Origin of the sequence: Shinella sp. WSC3-e (genome assembly GCF_945994535.1) — a bacterium.
GTDB classification, from domain to species: domain Bacteria; phylum Pseudomonadota; class Alphaproteobacteria; order Rhizobiales; family Rhizobiaceae; genus Shinella; species Shinella yambaruensis.
The window spans coordinates 765,229-783,108 of the sequence record NZ_OZ000530.1 but is presented as its reverse complement, the minus strand read 5'-3'; the positions used below and the strand labels follow the sequence as shown (position 1 = coordinate 783,108).

18 protein-coding genes are annotated in these 17,880 nt (G+C 66.0%); 10 read left to right on the top strand and 8 right to left on the bottom strand.

Annotated features, from left to right (window positions below):
• Positions 1-102 precede the first annotated feature (102 nt).
• The 3 genes from AABF56_RS03900 (at position 103) to rsmA (ending at position 2,985) form a co-directional block, all read left to right on the top strand.
• Complete coding sequence (locus tag AABF56_RS03900) at positions 103-1,041, top strand: SurA N-terminal domain-containing protein (protein WP_244765970.1); 939 nt, start codon at positions 103-105, stop codon at positions 1,039-1,041.
• 82 nt (positions 1,042-1,123) lie between these two features.
• Complete coding sequence (gene pdxA / locus AABF56_RS03895) at positions 1,124-2,158, top strand: 4-hydroxythreonine-4-phosphate dehydrogenase PdxA (RefSeq protein ID WP_272804983.1); 1,035 nt, start codon at positions 1,124-1,126, stop codon at positions 2,156-2,158.
• Positions 2,158-2,985, top strand: a complete 828-nt coding sequence (rsmA, locus tag AABF56_RS03890) for a 16S rRNA (adenine(1518)-N(6)/adenine(1519)-N(6))-dimethyltransferase RsmA (RefSeq protein WP_272804982.1) — start codon at positions 2,158-2,160, stop codon at positions 2,983-2,985. The genes pdxA and rsmA overlap by 1 nt, the downstream gene beginning before the upstream one ends.
• Before the next feature lie 181 nt (positions 2,986-3,166).
• On the opposite strand, the gene gmk is transcribed toward rsmA, so the two are convergent.
• From gmk to fabD, 7 genes are all read right to left on the bottom strand, one after another.
• Entirely contained in the window at positions 3,167-3,826 is a 660-nt protein-coding gene (gene gmk, locus AABF56_RS03885; RefSeq protein WP_244765973.1) for a guanylate kinase, read from the bottom strand.
• Positions 3,827-3,829: 3 nt separating this feature from the next.
• A complete protein-coding gene (locus AABF56_RS03880) occupies positions 3,830-4,717 on the bottom strand; it encodes a YicC/YloC family endoribonuclease (protein WP_272804981.1) in 888 nt (295 codons plus the stop codon).
• Positions 4,718-4,957: 240 nt separating this feature from the next.
• Positions 4,958-6,139, bottom strand: coding sequence for an endolytic transglycosylase MltG (gene mltG, locus AABF56_RS03875; protein WP_244765975.1), 1,182 nt, complete (start codon positions 6,137-6,139; stop codon positions 4,958-4,960).
• 235 nt (positions 6,140-6,374) lie between these two features.
• Positions 6,375-7,634 (bottom strand): beta-ketoacyl-ACP synthase II, encoded by a 1,260-nt coding sequence (gene fabF, locus AABF56_RS03870; protein WP_272804980.1) that lies wholly within the window; start codon positions 7,632-7,634, stop codon positions 6,375-6,377.
• Between the two features lie 106 nt (positions 7,635-7,740).
• Positions 7,741-7,977 (bottom strand): acyl carrier protein, encoded by a 237-nt coding sequence (locus tag AABF56_RS03865; RefSeq protein ID WP_003531676.1) that lies wholly within the window; start codon positions 7,975-7,977, stop codon positions 7,741-7,743.
• Between the two features lie 307 nt (positions 7,978-8,284).
• Positions 8,285-9,022 (bottom strand): 3-oxoacyl-[acyl-carrier-protein] reductase, encoded by a 738-nt coding sequence (fabG, locus tag AABF56_RS03860; RefSeq protein WP_244765977.1) that lies wholly within the window; start codon positions 9,020-9,022, stop codon positions 8,285-8,287.
• 117 nt (positions 9,023-9,139) lie between these two features.
• Positions 9,140-10,084 carry an ACP S-malonyltransferase gene (gene fabD / locus AABF56_RS03855; RefSeq protein WP_272804979.1) on the bottom strand — a complete coding sequence of 315 codons (945 nt, stop codon included), beginning with the start codon at positions 10,082-10,084 and terminating at the stop codon, positions 9,140-9,142.
• 193 nt (positions 10,085-10,277) lie between these two features.
• Between fabD and AABF56_RS03850 the strand changes: the two genes are divergently transcribed.
• Positions 10,278-11,321, top strand: a complete 1,044-nt coding sequence (locus tag AABF56_RS03850) for an aldo/keto reductase (RefSeq protein ID WP_272804978.1) — start codon at positions 10,278-10,280, stop codon at positions 11,319-11,321.
• A gap of 117 nt (positions 11,322-11,438) precedes the next feature.
• Here AABF56_RS03850 and AABF56_RS03845 read toward each other — a convergent pair whose 3' ends face one another.
• The gene (locus AABF56_RS03845) at positions 11,439-11,741 is read right to left on the bottom strand and encodes a hypothetical protein (RefSeq protein WP_272804977.1); all 303 of its coding nucleotides are present in this window, start codon (positions 11,739-11,741) and stop codon (positions 11,439-11,441) included.
• A 424-nt stretch (positions 11,742-12,165) separates the two neighbouring features.
• On the opposite strand from AABF56_RS03845, the gene rpsF reads away from it, so the two are divergent.
• From rpsF to AABF56_RS03815, 6 genes are all read left to right on the top strand, one after another.
• Positions 12,166-12,618 carry a 30S ribosomal protein S6 gene (rpsF, locus tag AABF56_RS03840; RefSeq protein WP_023515802.1) on the top strand — a complete coding sequence of 151 codons (453 nt, stop codon included), beginning with the start codon at positions 12,166-12,168 and terminating at the stop codon, positions 12,616-12,618.
• A gap of 24 nt (positions 12,619-12,642) precedes the next feature.
• Positions 12,643-12,891: a 30S ribosomal protein S18 gene (gene rpsR / locus AABF56_RS03835; RefSeq protein ID WP_023515801.1), complete on the top strand. Its 249-nt coding sequence runs from the start codon at positions 12,643-12,645 to the stop codon at positions 12,889-12,891.
• A 212-nt stretch (positions 12,892-13,103) separates the two neighbouring features.
• Positions 13,104-14,078, top strand: coding sequence for a YybS family protein (locus tag AABF56_RS03830; protein WP_245082793.1), 975 nt, complete (start codon positions 13,104-13,106; stop codon positions 14,076-14,078).
• A gap of 20 nt (positions 14,079-14,098) precedes the next feature.
• The gene (gene rplI / locus AABF56_RS03825; RefSeq protein ID WP_245082791.1) at positions 14,099-14,674 is read left to right on the top strand and encodes a 50S ribosomal protein L9; all 576 of its coding nucleotides are present in this window, start codon (positions 14,099-14,101) and stop codon (positions 14,672-14,674) included.
• 224 nt (positions 14,675-14,898) lie between these two features.
• The gene (locus AABF56_RS03820) at positions 14,899-16,185 is read left to right on the top strand and encodes an SAM-dependent methyltransferase (protein ID WP_245082789.1); all 1,287 of its coding nucleotides are present in this window, start codon (positions 14,899-14,901) and stop codon (positions 16,183-16,185) included.
• Positions 16,186-16,372: 187 nt separating this feature from the next.
• Positions 16,373-17,872, top strand: a complete 1,500-nt coding sequence (locus tag AABF56_RS03815) for a replicative DNA helicase (RefSeq protein ID WP_245082787.1) — start codon at positions 16,373-16,375, stop codon at positions 17,870-17,872.
• Positions 17,873-17,880 lie beyond the last annotated feature (8 nt).

The window sequence follows — 17,880 nt, the reverse complement described above, 5'->3', positions numbered from 1 at the left end:
ACATCCGGGAGAAACGCCCGCCGATGAATGCCGCCTGCAGGGACGGCATTCCCGCACGAACGACACCGGCGCGCGCGAAATGGGTTTGGGAAAGGGACTGGCATGACGGGCAGACACTCTCTGGTTCGCTCCATGATGATGGGCGTGGCGCTTGCCGCTGCGGCGACGATCGCGGCTCCGGCCGGCACGGTCCAGGCCGCAAGCGGGATCGTGGCCGTCGTCAACAACACGCCGGTGACCTCCGGCGAGATCGAGCGCCGCGCCGCCTTCCTTCGGCTGCAGCGCGCCGGCGGCAACCTGCGTGCCAAGGCCCGCGAGCAGATGATCGACGAAGTGCTGAAGCGTGGGGAAATCCTGCGCCTCAAGATGTCCGTCAGCAGCGCCGAGGTGGATGCCGCCTATGCCCGCTTTGCCGCCTCCAACAAGATGTCGACCCAGCAGCTCGGCGAGATCCTGAGCCGCGCCGGCGTCGGTTCGGACCACTTCAAGCAGTACATCGCCATCCAGATGAGCTGGCCGCGCGTCGTCAACGCCCGCTACGGCGCTGCCAAGGACAGCAAGACGCTGGTCCAGCGCATGCAGGAGAACGGCGGCAAGAAGCCGGTCACCACCGAATATTTCCTCAAGCAGGTCATCTTCGTCGTGCCGGAGAAGCGCCGCAACGCCATTCTCGGCAAGCGCAAGCAGGAGGCGGAGGCCTCGCGCTCGAAGTTCCCCGGCTGCGAACAGGCCAAGGTCTTCGCCGCGACCATGCGCGACGTCTCGATCCGCGACCTCGGCCGCGTGCTGGCGCCGGAAATGCCGGAGGACTGGAAGCCGCTTATCGAGAAGGCGAACGGCATGACGACGGGCACGCGCGTCACCGAACGCGGCGTCGAATATCTCGCCATCTGCAAGAAGCGCGAGGTCAACGACGACGTGGCGGCCGAGATGGTCTTCCGCGCCGAGGACCTCAGCAAGGCCAAGGGCAACGAGGGCGACGCGAACAGCCAGAAGTACCTCGCCGAACTGCGCAAGAAGGCGACGATCACCGAACGCTGATGCCGGAACCGCGGCCCGCGCCCGCTCACGGGCGCCGCGGCCGGGACGTTTCCCCCTTCCAACCCGCTGACGGCAGGGTCCCATGACGACGACAAGTTTTCCCCCGCTGGCGCTCACCATGGGCGACCCGGCGGGGATCGGGCCGGATATCACGCTCGCCCTGTGGTCGGCCCGCAAGACGCTCTCCCTGCCGCCCTTCCTCTTCATCGGCGATGCCGCGGTATTGCGCGCGCGCGCCGTCGCCCTCGGGCTCGATGTTCCCGTCGCGGCGGCGGAGCCGGAGATGGCGGCCGCCCTCTTCCCGGACGCCCTGCCGGTGCTCGCCTGCGATTGCGCCGTGCCGGCCGTGGCCGGTTCACCCGATTCCCGCAACGCCGCCGCCATCACCGGCGCGATCGAGACCGCGGTCGCCCTGACATTCGCCGACCGCACCGCCGCCGTGGTGACGAACCCGATCGCCAAGGCCGTGCTCTACGACGCCGGCTTCGGCTTTCCCGGCCACACGGAGTTCCTCGCCGACCTCGCCGCCCGGGCGACGGGCCGGCAAGCTTTGCCCGTCATGCTGCTGGCCGGGCCGAAGCTGCGCAGCGTTCCCGTCACCATCCACATTCCCCTGAAGGACGTGCCGGAGGCGCTGACGGAAGAGCTGATCGTGGAGACGGCCACCATCACCGAACGGGACCTGCGCCAGCGCTTCGGCATCGCCCGCCCGCGCCTTGCCCTTGCCGGGCTCAACCCGCATGCCGGCGAAGGCGGTGCGCTGGGCCTGGAGGACGACGCCGTCGTGCGCCCGGCCGTGGAGCGGCTCAAGGCAGCCGGCATCGACGCGGTCGGCCCGCTGCCGGCCGACACGATGTTCCACGACGCCGCCCGCGCCGCCTATGACGTGGCGCTCTGCATGTATCACGACCAGGCGCTGATCCCCGCCAAGGCGCTCGGCTTCGACGATTCCGTCAATGCCACGCTGGGCCTGCCCTTCATCCGCACCTCGCCGGACCACGGCACGGCCTTTTCGCTTGCCGGCAAGGGCGTCGCCAGGCCCGACAGCCTGCTTGCCGCCCTCCGTCTTGCCCACGACCTTGCCCGGCATGAGCGGGCCGCAAAGGAGACCGCCTGATGGCCGCACTCGACGGGCTGCCGCCGCTCCGCGACGTCATCCAGCGCCATGGGCTCGACGCGAAGAAGGCGCTCGGCCAGAACTTCCTGCTCGACCTCAACCTTACCCAGAAGATCGCCCGCACCGCCGGCCCGATCGAGGACCATACGGTGATCGAGGTCGGCCCCGGACCGGGCGGCCTGACGCGCGCCATCCTGGCGCTCGGCGCCAAGCGGGTGATCGCCATCGAGCGCGACGCGCGCTGCCTGCCGGCGCTGGTGGAGATTTCGGAGCATTATCCGGGCCGCCTGACGGTTATCGAAGGGGATGCGCTGAAGACGGATTTCGAGGCGCTGGCGCCGGGCGAGCCGGTGCGCATCATCGCCAACCTGCCCTACAATGTCGGCACGCAGCTCCTCGTCAACTGGCTGCTGCCGAAGGCCTGGCCGCCCTTCTGGGACTCGCTGACGCTGATGTTCCAGCGCGAGGTCGGCCTGCGCATCGTGGCGGAGGAGAATGACGACCACTACGGCCGGCTCGGCGTGCTCGCGGGCTGGCGCAGCCATGCCCGCATGGCCTTCGACGTGCCGCCCCAGGCCTTCACGCCGCCCCCGAAGGTCACCTCGTCCGTCGTGCATCTGGAGCCGGTGGCAAACCCCTTGCCCTGCGACGTCGCCGCGCTGGAGCGCGTCACCCATGCCGCCTTCGGCCAGCGCCGCAAGATGCTGCGCCAGAGCGTCAAGTCGCTCGGCGGCGAGGCGCTGCTGGCGCGCGCGGAGATCGATCCGCAGCGGCGGGCGGAGACGCTGAGCGTGGAAGAGTTCGTGCGGCTGGCGAACGCGTTGTAAGGTTTAAGCGGCCCCTCATCCGGCCTGCCGGCCACCTTCTCCCCGCAGGCGGGGCGAAGGGGATATGCCGTTCCGGTTTCCCCAAACAAGACCCGTTCGTGGGGCAAGTCCCCTCTCCCCGCCTGCGGGGAGAGGGTTAGGGTGAGGGGCAATCCCGCGGAAAGAGGATGCGGACGAACGCCTACAAAACCGGCTTCTCCGTCACCAGCTTCGTCACGAACTCGAACAGCCCGTGCCGCCGGTCGCGGCGCAGGCGTTCGGCCTTGACGATGCTCTGCACAGCGTCGAAGGCGACGGAGAGGTCGTCGTTGAGGATGACATAGTCGTATTCCCGCCAGTGTTCGATCTCGGCGCGGGAATTGGCAAGGCGCGTCTGGATGACCTCCTCCGTATCCTCGGCGCGGCGATGCAGGCGCGACTGCAATTCGGTCATCGACGGCGGCAGGATGAAGATCGAGACGACGTCGGCCGGCATCTTCTCCTGCAGCTGCTGGGCGCCCTGCCAGTCGATGTCGAACAGCATGTCGCGGCCGGCGGACATCGCCTCTTCCACCGGCTCGCGCGGCGTGCCGTAGAAATTGCCGTGCACCTCGGCCCACTCGAGCAGCGCTTCGCTGTCGCGCAGCCGCTCGAATTCCTTGTGGTTGATGAAGTGGTAGTGGCGGCCGGCGATCTCGCTCGCCCGGCGCTGGCGCGTGGTGACGCTGACCGACAGGCTGAGGCCGGGATCGGCTTCCAGGAGGTTGCGGGCGATGGTCGACTTGCCGGCGCCCGACGGCGAGGAGATGACGAGCATGAGCCCGCGGCGTTCGATATGGATATGCTTCGACGGCTCGGCCATGGCCTACTCCAGATTCTGGACCTGTTCCCTGAACTGGTCGATGACGACCTTCAGTTCGATACCCGCAGCCGTTACAGCAGCGGCGTTCGACTTGGAACAGATCGTATTCGATTCCCGGTTAAATTCCTGTGCGAGAAAATCGAGCTTGCGGCCGATCGGCCCGCCTTCGGCGATCAGCTCGCGCGCCGCCGCGACATGCGCCTTCAGCCGGTCGATCTCCTCGCGCAGATCCGCCTTGGTGGCGATCAGCGCCGCTTCCTGGTGCAGGCGGTCGCGGTCGAGCGCCGTCGTTCCCTGCAGGAGCATGGCGACCTGCGCGGAAAGCCGCTCGGCAATGGCGAAGACGCTGCGCGAGGGATCGGCCTCGACGGTTGCCGTCAGCGCCTCGATGCGGGCGATCTGGCCGAGCAGCACCCCGGCGAGCGCCACCCCTTCCTTGCGGCGCATCTCGGCAAGACAGCGGATCGCCTCGGACAGCCCCGCGCGGATATCGGCGTCGCGCGCCGCGCGCTCGGCCTCGCTCTCGTCCGCCTCGCGGAAATCGACGACGCCGCGCACGGCAAGCAGCGTGTCGAGCTTGAGCGGCGCCGGATCGACCATGCCGGCCAGCTGTTCGCGCAGCGCCAGCACGGCGGCAAGCGCGCCCTGGTTCACCACCGCCTCGACCTGCGCCTCGCTGACGCTCACGGAAAGCCCGATCTGGAGATTGCCGCGCGCAAGCGTTTCGCCGGCAAGGCGCCGCACGTCGCCCTCCAGCGCCTCGAAGCCGGGCGGCAGCCGCAGCCTGATGTCCAGGCCCTTGCCATTGACCGAGCGCAGCTCCCACGCCCAGCGCGTACGCCCGCTGGTTCCCTCGACCCGCGCAAAACCGGTCATCGATTGCAATGTCATGTCGTCCTCCAGTGGCGCCCGGCGACGGCAGGTCGAACCGGAAGGCGGGGCAGCCGAAACGCGCGGCGCGCGCGCAAAACCGTCCCCCAAAGTGGAGCAGTTTCACGGGGTTGGGAACGGGGCAGCGTCTGGAACGGTGCGCGATCCACATCAAAGGTGAAGATAAGCCGGGCAGAAGCCTCTTGAAAAGCAAAAGGCCCCGGAAATGCCGGGGCCTTTTGCAGGGAATGGCGGGCGTTCCTACTGCGACCCCGCGGCTTCCGCCTCTTTCGCGGCCTCGGCCGCCTTCTCCGCCTCCAGCTTGCGCCAGCGGCGGACGTTCTGGTTGTGCTCTTCGAGCGTCTCGGCAAAGACATGGCCGCCGGTGCCGTCGGCGACGAAGTAGAGGTCCGGCGTGCGCGAGGGGTTGGCGACCGCCTCCAGGGCGGCCCGGCCCGGATTGGCGATCGGCGTCGGCGGCAGGCCCTTGATGATATAGGTGTTGAACGGCGTCTGCTTTTCCAGATCCGACTGGAAGATCGGGCGGTTGGCCGGCTTGCCGTCGCCGCCGAAGATGCCGTAGATGATCGTCGGGTCGGATTGCAGGCGCATGCCCTTGTCCAGGCGGTTGAGGAAGACCGAGGCGACGCGCGGCCGCTCGTCGGCCCGGCCCGTCTCCTTCTCGACGATCGAGGCGAGCGTGACGAATTCCTCGCGCGTGGCGATCGGCAGATCGTCGTCGCGGCGCTCCCATATCTGGTCGATCAGCGCCTTCTGCGCGTCCTGCATCTGGTGGAGGATATCGGCGCGCTTGGTGCCGCGCGAGAACTTGTAGGTGTCGGGCATCAGCGAGCCCTCGACCGGCAGGTCCGCCGGCAGGTCGCCTTCGAGCACGGGATCGTCCTGCAGGCGCTTGAAGACCTGCTTGACCGTCAGCCCCTCCGGCACGGAGACGCTATAGAGGATCGACTTGCCGGATTTCAGGAGCTCGACGATCTCGCGCATCGTCGCGCCGGCCTTGATCTCGTATTCGCCGGCCTTCAGCGTCTCGCCGTCGAGATAGATGCGCGAGAGCACGCGGAAGACGCGGCTGTCGGTGATGATGTTGTTGCGCTCGAGATTGGCCGCGATCTCGTTCGTGCCGGCGCCGGCGCGCACGATGAAGTTCGTGTTGGCCGTCAGCGGGCCGGGCTCCTCATAGCTCTTCACGCCGTAGTAGAAGATGCCGATGCCAATGATCGTCGCGAAGACGACCACGGTCATGACGAAGTTCAGGAAGATGACGATCTGGCTGCGCGCCTTGCGCGAGCGCCGCCGGCTCGGCGGCTGCGGCACCTGCTCCGGCCGAAGGGCCTCGCTGGCGGATTTGGGGATGATGCGCGACTGGCCGGAGGCCTCGCCGCGGCCAAACTGCGTCTCGCCGGGTTCGTTCGTGTCGCTCACGGACTGTCCTCATGTTCGGGCATTGCTCGATGCTATCGATCAGAGCAATACGGCAAAAGCGGGATGAACCCGCTGCATATCGATGATCCGAGCCTCCCCCCTCATCCGGCCCTTCGGGCCACCGTCTCCCCGCGGGGGAGAAGGGAGGGAGGATGCGACGTTTCGGTTCTCCCCTTCCCCCCGCGGGGAGAAGGTGCCGGCAGGCGGATGAGAGGGCTTGCCGGCGGAAGGATGGTCAGGCGTAGCGCTTGAGAACCAGCGACGCGTTCGTCCCGCCGAAGCCGAACGAATTGGACAGCGCCACGTTGATCTCGCGCTTGCGGGCCTTGTGCGGCACCAGGTCGATCGCCGTCTCGACGTCGGGATTGTCGAGGTTCAGCGTCGGCGGGGCGATATTGTCACGAATCGCCAGCGCGGTGAAGATCGCCTCGACCGCACCGGCGGCCCCCAGGAGATGGCCGATCGCCGACTTGGTGGACGACATGGAGATGCGCGAGGCGGCATCGCCGACAAGGCGTTCCACCGCGCCGAGCTCGATCGTGTCGGCCATGGTGGAGGTGCCGTGCGCGTTGATGTAGTCGAGCTCGCTCGCCGGGATGCCGGCGCGCTTCAGCGCCATCTGCATGCAGCGATAGGCGCCGTCGCCGTCCTCGGACGGGGCGGTGATGTGATAGGCGTCGCCGGAAAGGCCGTAGCCGACCACTTCCGCATAGATCTTCGCGCCGCGCGCCTTGGCGTGTTCCAGCTCCTCCAGGACGACGATGCCGGCGCCCTCGCCCATGACGAAGCCGTCGCGGTCGCGATCATAGGGGCGCGAGGCGGCGGTCGGGTCGTCGTTGCGGGCGGTGGAGAGTGCCTTGCAGGCGGAGAAGCCGGCAAGCGCGATGCGGCAGATCGGCGATTCGGCGCCGCCCGCCACCATGACGTCGGCATCGCCGAGCGCAATCAGACGGCTGGCATCGCCGATGGCGTGCGCGCCCGTCGAACAGGCCGTGACGACGGAATGGTTCGGGCCGCGCAGCTTGTGCTTGATGGAGACCTGGCCGGAGGCGAGGTTGATCAGGCGGCCGGGAATGAAGAAGGGCGAGACGCGGCGCGGGCCCTTGTCGCGCAGCGTGTAGCCGGCCTCCACGATACCGTCGAGGCCGCCGATGCCGGAGCCGATGAGCACGCCGGTGGCGATCTGGTCCTCGTCGGTCTTCGGGTGCCAGCCGGCATCGGCCAGCGCCATGTCGGCCGCGGCGACGGCATAGACGATGAAGGGATCGACCTTGCGCTGTTCCTTGGGCTCCATCCACTGGTCGGCATTGTAGGTGCCGTCGGAACCATCGCCGAGCGGAATGGAGCAGGCGATCTTTGCGGGAAGGTCCTCGACCTCGAAGGTGGTTACCCTGGCGGCACCGCTGCGGCCTTCGAGAAGCCGGCTCCAGGTAACTTCGGTGCCACAGCCAAGCGGGGATACCATGCCGGTACCCGTGATAACGACACGCCTCATCGTCCGTGATCCACCCTTATGTATTCTATGTCTATTGCTCCAGGAGGAGGTGTGGTCCCGGCGGGACCGGGACGGGCCGCCCGAAGGCGGCCCGCCGGAATTCAGATCAGGCCTGGGCCTTCTCGATGAACTTGACGGCGTCGCCGACCGTCAGGATCGAGTCGGCGGCATCGTCCGGGATCTCGACGCCGAATTCTTCTTCGAACGCCATGACCAGTTCGACGGTGTCGAGCGAGTCCGCGCCAAGATCATCGATGAAGCTTGCGCCTTCGCTGACCTTTTCGGCGTCAACGCCCAGATGATCAATGACAATTTTCTTTACGCGTTCTGCGATATCGCTCATGTCGGATTCCTCGACCTTTGTTTTTGATCGGCGCCTGTCACGGCACCGGACACTCAACACGCCCGATGTGCCTCAAGAACACATCCGGCAATCCCTTCAACCGGGCCATTCAACTGGCAATGCGGCATCGGCGATATTGTTGCATACCGCCCGATCGCTCTGGCATTTACCGGTCGACTGCTGACAGTCATGGCCCGATTAACACGGTTTAAGTCTGCCGCAAAGTCCGAAAATGCCCGGTACGCCAGCGGTCAACATGCTATTCATGCTGCAACGCCGGACACTTGGGCCGGGCACCTGGCCTTCGTCAGATCATCGCCATGCCGCCGTTCACATGCAGCGTCTGGCCCGTCATGTAGGAGGCTTCCGACGAGGCGAGATAGGCGACGGCGGAGGCGACTTCCGCGCCGGTGCCCATGCGCTTCATCGGGATGGCGCCCATGATCGCCTCCTTCTGCTTGTCGTTCAGCTTGCCGGTCATGGCGCTTTCGATGAAACCGGGGGCGACGCAGTTGACGGTGACGTTACGCGTCGCGATCTCCTGTGCCAGCGACTTGGTGAAGCCGATCATGCCGGCCTTGGAGGCGCAGTAGTTCGCCTGGCCCGGATTGCCGGTGACGCCGACGACGGAGGTGATGTTGATGATGCGGCCGTAGCGGCGGCGCATCATCGGGTGGGTGAGCTCGCGCGTCAGGCGGAAGACGGCCGTGAGGTTGACTTCCAGAACCGCATCCCAGTCGTCGTCGCTCATGCGCACGAACAGGCCGTCCTTGGTGATGCCGGCATTGTTGACGAGGATGTCGACGCCGCCGAGCTCGGCCTCGGCCTTCTCGCCGAGCGCCTTGACCTCGGCGCGGTCGGAAAGGTTGGCCGGGAAGATGTGGACGCGCTCGCCGAGTTCATTGGCCAGCGTTTCCAGCTTCTCGACGCGCGTGCCGTGCAGGCCGACGGTGGCGCCCTGGGCATGGAGGATGCGGGCGATCTCCTCGCCGATGCCGCCGGAAGCGCCGGTAACGAGAGCCTTGCGGCCGGAAAGATCAAACATGGGGTGGTCCTCTTCTGGAGCGAATAGGGCAGGGAGTCGGGAATTAGGCAGTAGGAATTAGGCAGTAGGTTTGTGGCGGGCTGGAGGTCGGCTTTCAGTCCCCTACTGCCTACTTCCTCATCCAATGAGCGCCGCAAGCGCGCTGTCGATATCGGCGGGCGTGTTGATGGCGATGCCGGTGACGGACTTGTCGATGCGGCGGGCAAGGCCGGTCAGCACCTTGCCGGAGCCGACTTCGTAAAGCGTGGTGACGTTGTTTGCGGCGAACCATTCGACCGTCTCGCGCCAGCGCACCTGGCCGGTGACCTGCTCGACGAGCAGGCGGACGATCTCGTCGGGGTCGCTCACCGGCGCGGCGCGGACATTGGCAACGACCGGCACGACCGGCGCCTTCGCCGAAACGCCTGCCAGCGCCTCGCGCATGGCATCGGCGGCCGGGCCCATCAGGGCGGAATGGAACGGAGCGGAGACGGAGAGCATCAGCGCGCGCTTGGCGCCCTTTTCCGTCGCGAGCCGCGCGGCGACCTCGACGGCCGGCTTGGAGCCGGAGATGACGAGCTGGCCGCCGCCATTGTCGTTGGCGATCTGGCAGCTGCCGCCGGTGGAGGCTTCCTTGCAGATGGCTTCGACATCCGCCTGTTCCAGGCCGATGATGGCAGCCATGGCGCCCTCGCCCACCGGCACGGCGGACTGCATGGCATTGCCGCGGATGCGCAGGAGCCGCGCGGTATCGGCCAGCGAGAAGGTCCCGGCGGCACAGAGCGCCGAATATTCGCCGAGCGAATGGCCGGCGACATAGGAGACCTGGTCCTTCAGCGACAGGCCGCGCGCCTCGAGCACGCGCATGACGGCGATAGACACGGCCATCAGCGCCGGCTGGGCGTTCGCCGTCAGCGTCAGCGTCTCTTCCGGTCCCTCGAACATGATGGCGGAAAGCTTCTGGCCGAGGGCCTCGTCGACCTCCGCGAAAACGGCGCGCGCCTCCGGAAAGGTTTCGGCGAGATCCTTGCCCATGCCGACGGCCTGGCTGCCCTGGCCGGGGAAGGTGAATGCTACGCTCATAGGGGTCTCTCCCGTCTCATGTTTTCTTTTCCATTCACATTCCGGCACGGCGAGTCAAGGCGTGCGCCGGGCCTCCGCCGTCCCGAAGCCGGCATTTCCAAGGCCTTCGCACAGGGAAAAGGCGCTTTCCGTCTTGCGCTTCGCGGGAAGCCGCCTACAGTCGCGCCGTTTCCACAACAGGATTTCTCCTCCCATGAAATACAATCCGCTTGGCCGGACCGGCATCAGCGTGTCGGAGATCTGCCTCGGCACGATGACCTGGGGTTCGCAGAACAGCGAGAAGGACGCGCACGACCAGCTCGACTATGCGTTCGCCCAGGGCGTGAACTTTATCGATACGGCCGAACTCTACCCGACGACCCCGCTTTCCGCCGAGACCTACGGCGATACCGAACGCTTCATCGGGACCTGGCTGCAGGCGCGCGGCAACCGCGACCGGGTCGTCCTCGCCACCAAGGTCGCCGGCCCCGGCCGCCCCTATATCCGCGGCGGCGCGCCGATGAGCCGCGCCAGCATCCTTTCGGCGATCGACGGCAGCCTCCAGCGCCTGAAGACCGACTATGTCGACCTCTATCAGCTGCACTGGCCGAACCGCGGGCACTATCATTTCCGCAATGCCTGGAGCTACGACCCGTCGAAGCAGGATCGCGAGAAGGCCGCCGCCGAACTGACGGAGGCCCTCGACACCGTCGGTGAGCTCGTCAAGGCCGGCAAGGTGCGGGCACTCGGGCTTTCCAACGAGACGGCCTGGGGCACGATGCAGTTCCTGAAGCGCGCCGAGGAAAAGGGCCTGCCCCGCGTCGCCTCGATCCAGAACGAATACAACCTGCTCTACCGGGCCTACGACCTCGACCTTGCCGAGGTCTCGCACCACGAGGATATCGGCCTTCTCGCCTATTCGCCGCTCGCCGCGGGGCTCCTGACCGGCAAATATCTCGACGGCGCCCGGCCGGAGGGCTCGCGCCTGACGAAGAACGGCGACCTCGGCGGCCGCTACCAGCCGCTGCAGGAGCCGGCCGTGCGCGCCTACGTGGACCTTGCGAAGGAGCACGGGCTCGACCCCGCCCAGATGGCCCTCGCCTTCTGCCTGACGCGGCCCTTCATGGCCTCCGTCATCATCGGCGCGACGACGATGGAGCAGTTGAAGACGGATATCGGCGCTGCGGAGGTCACGCTCCCGCCCGACGTGCTGAACGGCATCCGCCGCATCCACCGGCTCTATCCCGCGCCGATGTGACGCGAGCGCCTGCCCCGTAAAGCACGGGAGTGCCGAGCACCTACCCGGCAGGCTCGACCAAAGATCAAAAAACCCGCCGTTTCCGGCGGGTTTTTCGTTTGCCCCATGCGGGTGACGTTACGGGTTTGTGGTGGTTGCACCACCCTCGGCACCGCCAGCGTCCGGCTGGCTTTCCAGCGGCTGCGTGCCGGTGGCACCGCCCGCCTGGCCATCCGTGGCCGTGCCGCCGGCGGGCGCCGTATCCGTCGTGCCGATGGCCGACGTGTTGGCGTTCGGGTCGACGTCGTCACCCGGCGTTCCGCTGCCGACGAAATAGAAGATGCCCACCGCGACGAGGACTGCGAGGATCACGGCGACGGCCCAGCCGCCCGTACCGCTCCCGCCGCTCTGGTTCACGACGGTCGGTCCGCGGTCATCCACCGGACGCGTCGTACGATCTTCCGGGGGACGATTGACAAGGTTCGGGTCTTGCATTTCGGTCACTCCATCTGGTTGGATCGGGATGAACAACGCGGCGTCTCGATTTTGGTTCCCGCCCTGTCGCAAAACGAGGCAGCGCGCATTTCCGGCCCGGGATCCTGTATTTGGCCCCGGGTCTTGCTTTCGGCCGGAAAATCCGTATAAGGCGCGCTGTTCAACACACCCGGTCAATCGGCTGGTGGCTGAACGGAGGGCCGGCGATCCGAAAGACCGCCGTTTGGAGCCAAGGGCTCCGGCCTCCCGTGTCTCCGCTCTCGACCGTCTGGATTAACGCTTTTCTTGCTTCGGCTTCTTGAAGCCCTTGGGAACTGTCGTTGAGGCTTGGCGCCGGTTTCGGGTGTAAACGCAAGAAAGGCAAAGCCACATGGCTCTTTACGAACATGTCTTCCTGGCCCGCCAGGACGTGTCCGCCCAGCAGGTCGACGCTCTCGTCGAACAGTACAAGGGTGTAATCGAATCGCTCGGCGGCAAGGTCGGCCGGGTCGAGAACTGGGGCCTCAAGTCCCTCACCTACCGCATCAAGAAGAACCGCAAGGCGCACTACGCGCTGATGGACATCGACGCTCCTGCCGCCGCCATCCACGAGATGGAACGCCAGATGCGCATCAACGAAGACGTTCTTCGTTACATGACCATCGCCGTGGAAGCCCACGAGGAAGGCCCGTCGGCCATGATGCAGAAGCGCGACCGCGACGACCGTCCGCGTCGTGATGGCGACGACCGCGGCCCGCGCCGCGATTTCGGCGACCGTCCGCGCCGCGACTTCGGCGACCGCCCGCCGCGTGGCGACCGTCCGGCTCGCGAAGACCGCGCGTAATCGAAGCAGAAGGAGTTTATTACAATGGCTGATGTTTCTTCCGCTCCGGCACGCCGTCCGTTCCACCGCCGCCGCAAGACCTGCCCCTTCTCGGGCGCGAACGCTCCGAAGATCGACTACAAGGACGTCCGTCTCCTGTCGCGCTACATTTCCGAGCGCGGCAAGATCGTCCCGTCCCGCATCACGGCCGTTTCCCAGAAGAAGCAGCGCGAACTCGCCAAGGCGATCAAGCGCGCCCGCTTCCTCGGCCTGCTGCCCTACGTCGTAGCGTAAGGACGTTACTCTGCGGCCTGACTCGACGTCGGGCCGGGATGCTTGACTCAAGGGGAAGACGGTCCGCCGCCTTCCCCATTTCCCTTCCGCGTTGGGCGCGGATCGGAGCCGCCGACCTTGAAAGAGGTCAAAATCCCATGTTGGGGAGACGGTCCTGAACAGGTTTGTCAGGAAACTCCTCTAACTGTCTGACCGGACAGGACAGCGAAGCCGTGAAGACCCTGACGCCGACATCGATTGCGACCGGCCTGATTGCCGGTGTGACCGCCGCTCTGCTTTCGCTGAGCGCGAATGCGCAGTCGACTCTCGCGATCGTGCTTTACGCCGCGTCCGCCCTTCCCATTCTCATTGCCGGCCTAGGCTGGGGCAATGCCAGCGCGCTGATCGCCGTCCTTGCCGGCGGTGCGACCGCCTCCATGCTGGTCTCCTCGCATTTCGCGCTTCTGATCGTCATCATTACGCTGATCCCGGCCGGCTGGCTTTCCAACCTCGCGAACCTCGCCCGTCCCGCCTCCGAACTCGGCGGCCCGGAAGACGCGCTCGCCTGGTATCCCCTGTCCAACATCCTCGCGCATCTCGCCGTCATGGTCACGCTCGGCATGATCGCCGTCGGTGCGATCGTCGGCTACGACAGCGCCATGGCGAGCCAGCTCGTCGACATCGTCATCCAGACGCTGAAGGCGCAGGAGCCGCTCTACAACCCCGACGCCGCCGCCGTCGCGCAGCTGAAGGCCATCTTCGCGCTGGCCCTGCCGCTGGTGCAGGGCGCGCTCTGGGTCTTCCTGCTGTTTGCGGCCTATTACATCGCGACCTTCATCGTGCGCGTCTCCGGCCGGGGCCTTCGCCCGCGCGAGGACATGCCCTCGACGCTGCGCATGCACCGCAACGCGATCTTCTTCTTCCTCGCCGGCCTTGTCCTCGCCTTCATGGGCGGCGTGCCGGCGATCATCGGCGCGCTCGTCTGCGGTACCTTCGGGGCCGGTTTCGTGCTTGCCGGCTTCGCGAGCCTGCACTTCAGGACGCGCGGCAAGCCGTGGCGGCTGTTTGCCCTGTGGTTCGCCTATCTCTCGGTATTGCTCTTCACGATACCGGTCTTCGCCATCCTCATTCTGGGCCTGATGGACACGCGGCGCACCATCGCGCTGACGCCCGCCGGCCCGGCAGAGAAGAAAAACCAGAACACCTGACATTCAGAAAGGAACTCGAAATGGACGTCATTCTCCTCGAACGCATCGCCAAGCTTGGCCAGATGGGCGAAACCGTGAAGGTTCGCGACGGCTTTGCCCGTAACTACCTGCTGCCGCTCGGCAAGGCGCTGCGCGCCAACGAAGCCAACAAGAAGCGCTTCGAATCCGAGCGTGCGACGCTCGAAGCCCGCAACCTCGAGCGCAAGTCGGAAGCCCAGTCGGTCGCCGAGAAGCTCGACGGCAAGTCCTTCGTCATCGTCCGCTCCGCCGGCGAAACCGGCCAGCTCTACGGCTCGGTCGCTGCCCGCGACATCATCGAGGCACTGGCTGCCGAAGGCTTCAACGTCGGCCGCAACCAGGTCGAGCTCAACACCCCGATCAAGGCGATCGGCCTGCACAAGGTCGTCCTGCACCTGCATGCCGAAGTCGAGATCACCATCGAAATCAACGTCGCCCGCTCCGCCGACGAAGCCGAGCGCCAGGCAAAGGGCGAAAGCCTGACCTCCGCCGACGCCATCTACGGCGTGGACGAGGACGCCCTGAAGCCGGAAGACTTCTTCGATCCGGAAGCCGACGGCGAAGACGACGAAGCCTGATATCGGATGTGGGCCGGCCCTGCCGGCTCCCCAATTGACAGCCTGACGGGCCGGCTCTGCCGGCCCGTTGTTTTTTCGATGGCCAAAAAGCACGGCTTGAAATCCGGCTTTTCACATCAATATTTATAGGTCGTTAGACTGGATTGGCGGTCGGGCCGCTTCCCAGGCCGGTTTCCGACCAGACCCGTTCCGCCAGATTTTTTAAGCGCGACGGAGTTTAGCGAATGAAATTCATTGTACAGGCTCTCGTTTCCCGCCTCGTCGAGACTGGAAATCTGACGATCACCTATCCGGACGGCACCCGCCAGCGCTTCGGCGACGGCACCGGAAACCCCGTCCATATGCGTCTCAACACGAAGAAAGCGGTCTGGGGCCTTGCCTTCGACCCTGCCTATTATCTCGGGCACCATTATGGCACCGGCGATATCGACATCGTGGAGGGCGACATCTACGGCCTCCTGAAGACCGTCTTTACCGGCAATCCCGACTTCAAATATTACGACAGCCGCTGGAACCGTCTCCTGGAGCGGGTGCGCTATCTCTTCCGCTGGGCGCGGGAGAAGAACAGCATCGTGCGCTCGCGCAGGAACGTCCAGCACCACTATGACCTCACCGGCGCGCTCTACGACCTCTTCCTCGATCAGGACCGGCAATATTCCTGCGCCTATTTCGAGCGGCCGGACCAGACGCTCGACGAGGCGCAGCTCGCCAAGAAGCGCCACATCGCGGCCAAGCTCAACATCAACCGCCCGGGCCAGAGCGTGCTCGACATCGGCAGCGGCTGGGGCGGCATGGCGCTCTACCTCGCCCGCCAGCTCGGCGCCAAGGTGACGGGCGTGACGCTCTCCGACGAACAGCACGCCCTTTCGGAAAAGCGGGCGCGCGAGGCCGGATTGACGGGCGAGGTGAACTTCCTGCTGCAGGATTACCGCAACACGGAAGGTCCGTTCGACCGCATCGTGTCCGTGGGCATGTTCGAGCATGTCGGCCGGCCGAACTATCTCACCTTCTTCAGGAAGAGCGCCGCGCTCCTGAAGCGGGACGGCGTGATGCTGCTGCACACGATCGGCCGCACGGATCGCCCCTCGGCCAACAATCCTTTCATCGAGAAGTACATCTTCCCCGGCGGCTATATCCCGGCCCTCTCGGAGGTCATGCAGGCTGTGGAAAAGAGCGGCCTTGCCGTGACGGACGTGGAGATCCTGCGCCTGCATTATGCCGAAACGCTGCGCCATTGGCGGGAACGCTTCATGGCCCGGCGCGAGGAGGCAAAGGCGCTCTACGACGAGAAGTTCTGCCGGATCTGGGAGTTCTATCTCGCCGCCTCCGAGAGCGCCTTCCGCTGGCAGAACCTCGTCGTCTTCCAGCTCCAGCTGGCGCACGACCAGCAGGCCGTGCCGCTGACGCGCGAATATATCGGGCGCGGCGAGGATTGCCTCAAGGCGCATGAAGGCAATCCGAAGGGCGAACGGCGCGGCGCGCGGCAATTCCCCCAGGAGGCCTCGCTCTGAGATTCGGAAGCGGTGTCAACCGAAAGCCAGCAGGCCCGGCGGAATCCGGGCTTGCTGTGTCCCTGCCGCCTGTGGAAAAGTCTAAGACCGGGCTTAATGGACGGGGTGAGTCGGAAGCGCTTGACCCCCGGCGGCAAAGCAACCAAACCAGCGGCCTTCGCAAACAGGGATGGGGAGATTCGGGACGATGAACGACGCCGTGCGCAAGCTCAGCCAGGCCGGCCGCGACAATGCGGAGCTGCATCACCGCGAGGCGCCCAGCAACATCGAGGCGGAGCAGGCGCTGCTCGGCGCGATCCTCGTCAACAACGATGCCTATTACCGCGTCTCGGACTTCCTGAAGCCCATGCACTTCAACGAGCCGCTGCACCGCAAGATCTACGAGCTTGCCGGCGACACGATCCGCATGGGCAAGATCGCGACGACGATCACGCTGAAGACGCACCTGCCGGCCGACGGCAAGGTGGGGGATCTCACGATCCCGCAATATCTCGCGCGCCTTGCCGCCGAGGCCGTGACGATCATCAACGCGGAGGACTATGGCCGGGCGATCTACGACCTGGCGCTGCGCCGCTCGCTGATCAATATCGGCGAGGACATGGTCAACATCGCCTATGACGCGCCGCTCGACATGCCGCCGCAGACCCAGATCGAGGATGCCGAACGGCGCCTGTTCGAGCTGGCCGAGACGGGCCGCTACGACGGCGGCTTCCAGTCCTTCAACGATGCCGTCGCGCTGGCGATCGACATGGCCGGCGCCGCCTTCGAGCGTGACGGCTCGCTGTCGGGCATCTCGACCGGCATCCACTCGCTCGACGCCCGCATGGGCGGCCTGCAGCGTTCGGACCTGATCGTGCTCGCCGGCCGTCCCGGCATGGGCAAGACCTCGCTTGCCACCAACATCGCCTACAACATCGCCGCCGCCTATGAGCCGGAAGTCCAGGCGGACGGCTCGTTCAAGGCGAAGAACGGCGGCGTCGTCGGCTTCTACTCGCTCGAAATGTCCTCCGAGCAGCTCGCCACCCGCATCATCTCCGAGCAGACGGAAGTCTCGTCCTCAAAGATCCGCCGCGGCGACATTTCCGAGGCCGACTTCGAAAAGCTCGTCGCCTGCAGCCAAATGATGCAGAAGGTCCCGCTCTATATCGACCAGACCGGCGGCATCTCCATCGCCCAGCTCTCCGCCCGCGCGCGGCGCCTGAAGCGCCAGCGCGGCCTAGATTGCCTGGTGGTGGACTATATCCAGCTGATGACCGGCTCCGGCAAATCGAGCGACAACCGCGTGCAGGAGATCACCCAGATCACCACGGGCCTGAAAGCGCTCGGCAAGGAGCTGAACGTGCCGATCATCGCGCTCTCCCAGCTTTCCCGTCAGGTGGAAAGCCGCGAGGACAAGCGCCCGCAGCTCTCCGACCTTCGCGAATCGGGCTCGATCGAGCAGGACGCCGACGTGGTGCTCTTCGTGTTCCGCGAGGAATATTACGTGAAGAACTTGGAGCCGCGCGACGAGTTCGACCCGAAATACGAAGAATGGAAGATGCAGTTCGAGAAGGTGAAGGGCACGGCGGACGTCATCATCGCCAAGCAGCGCCACGGACCGACCGGCACGGTGAAACTCGCCTTCCAGTCGGAATACACCCGCTTCACCGACCTCGCCGACCCGTCCTTCAGCCAGTACGAGCACTGACGGACGGG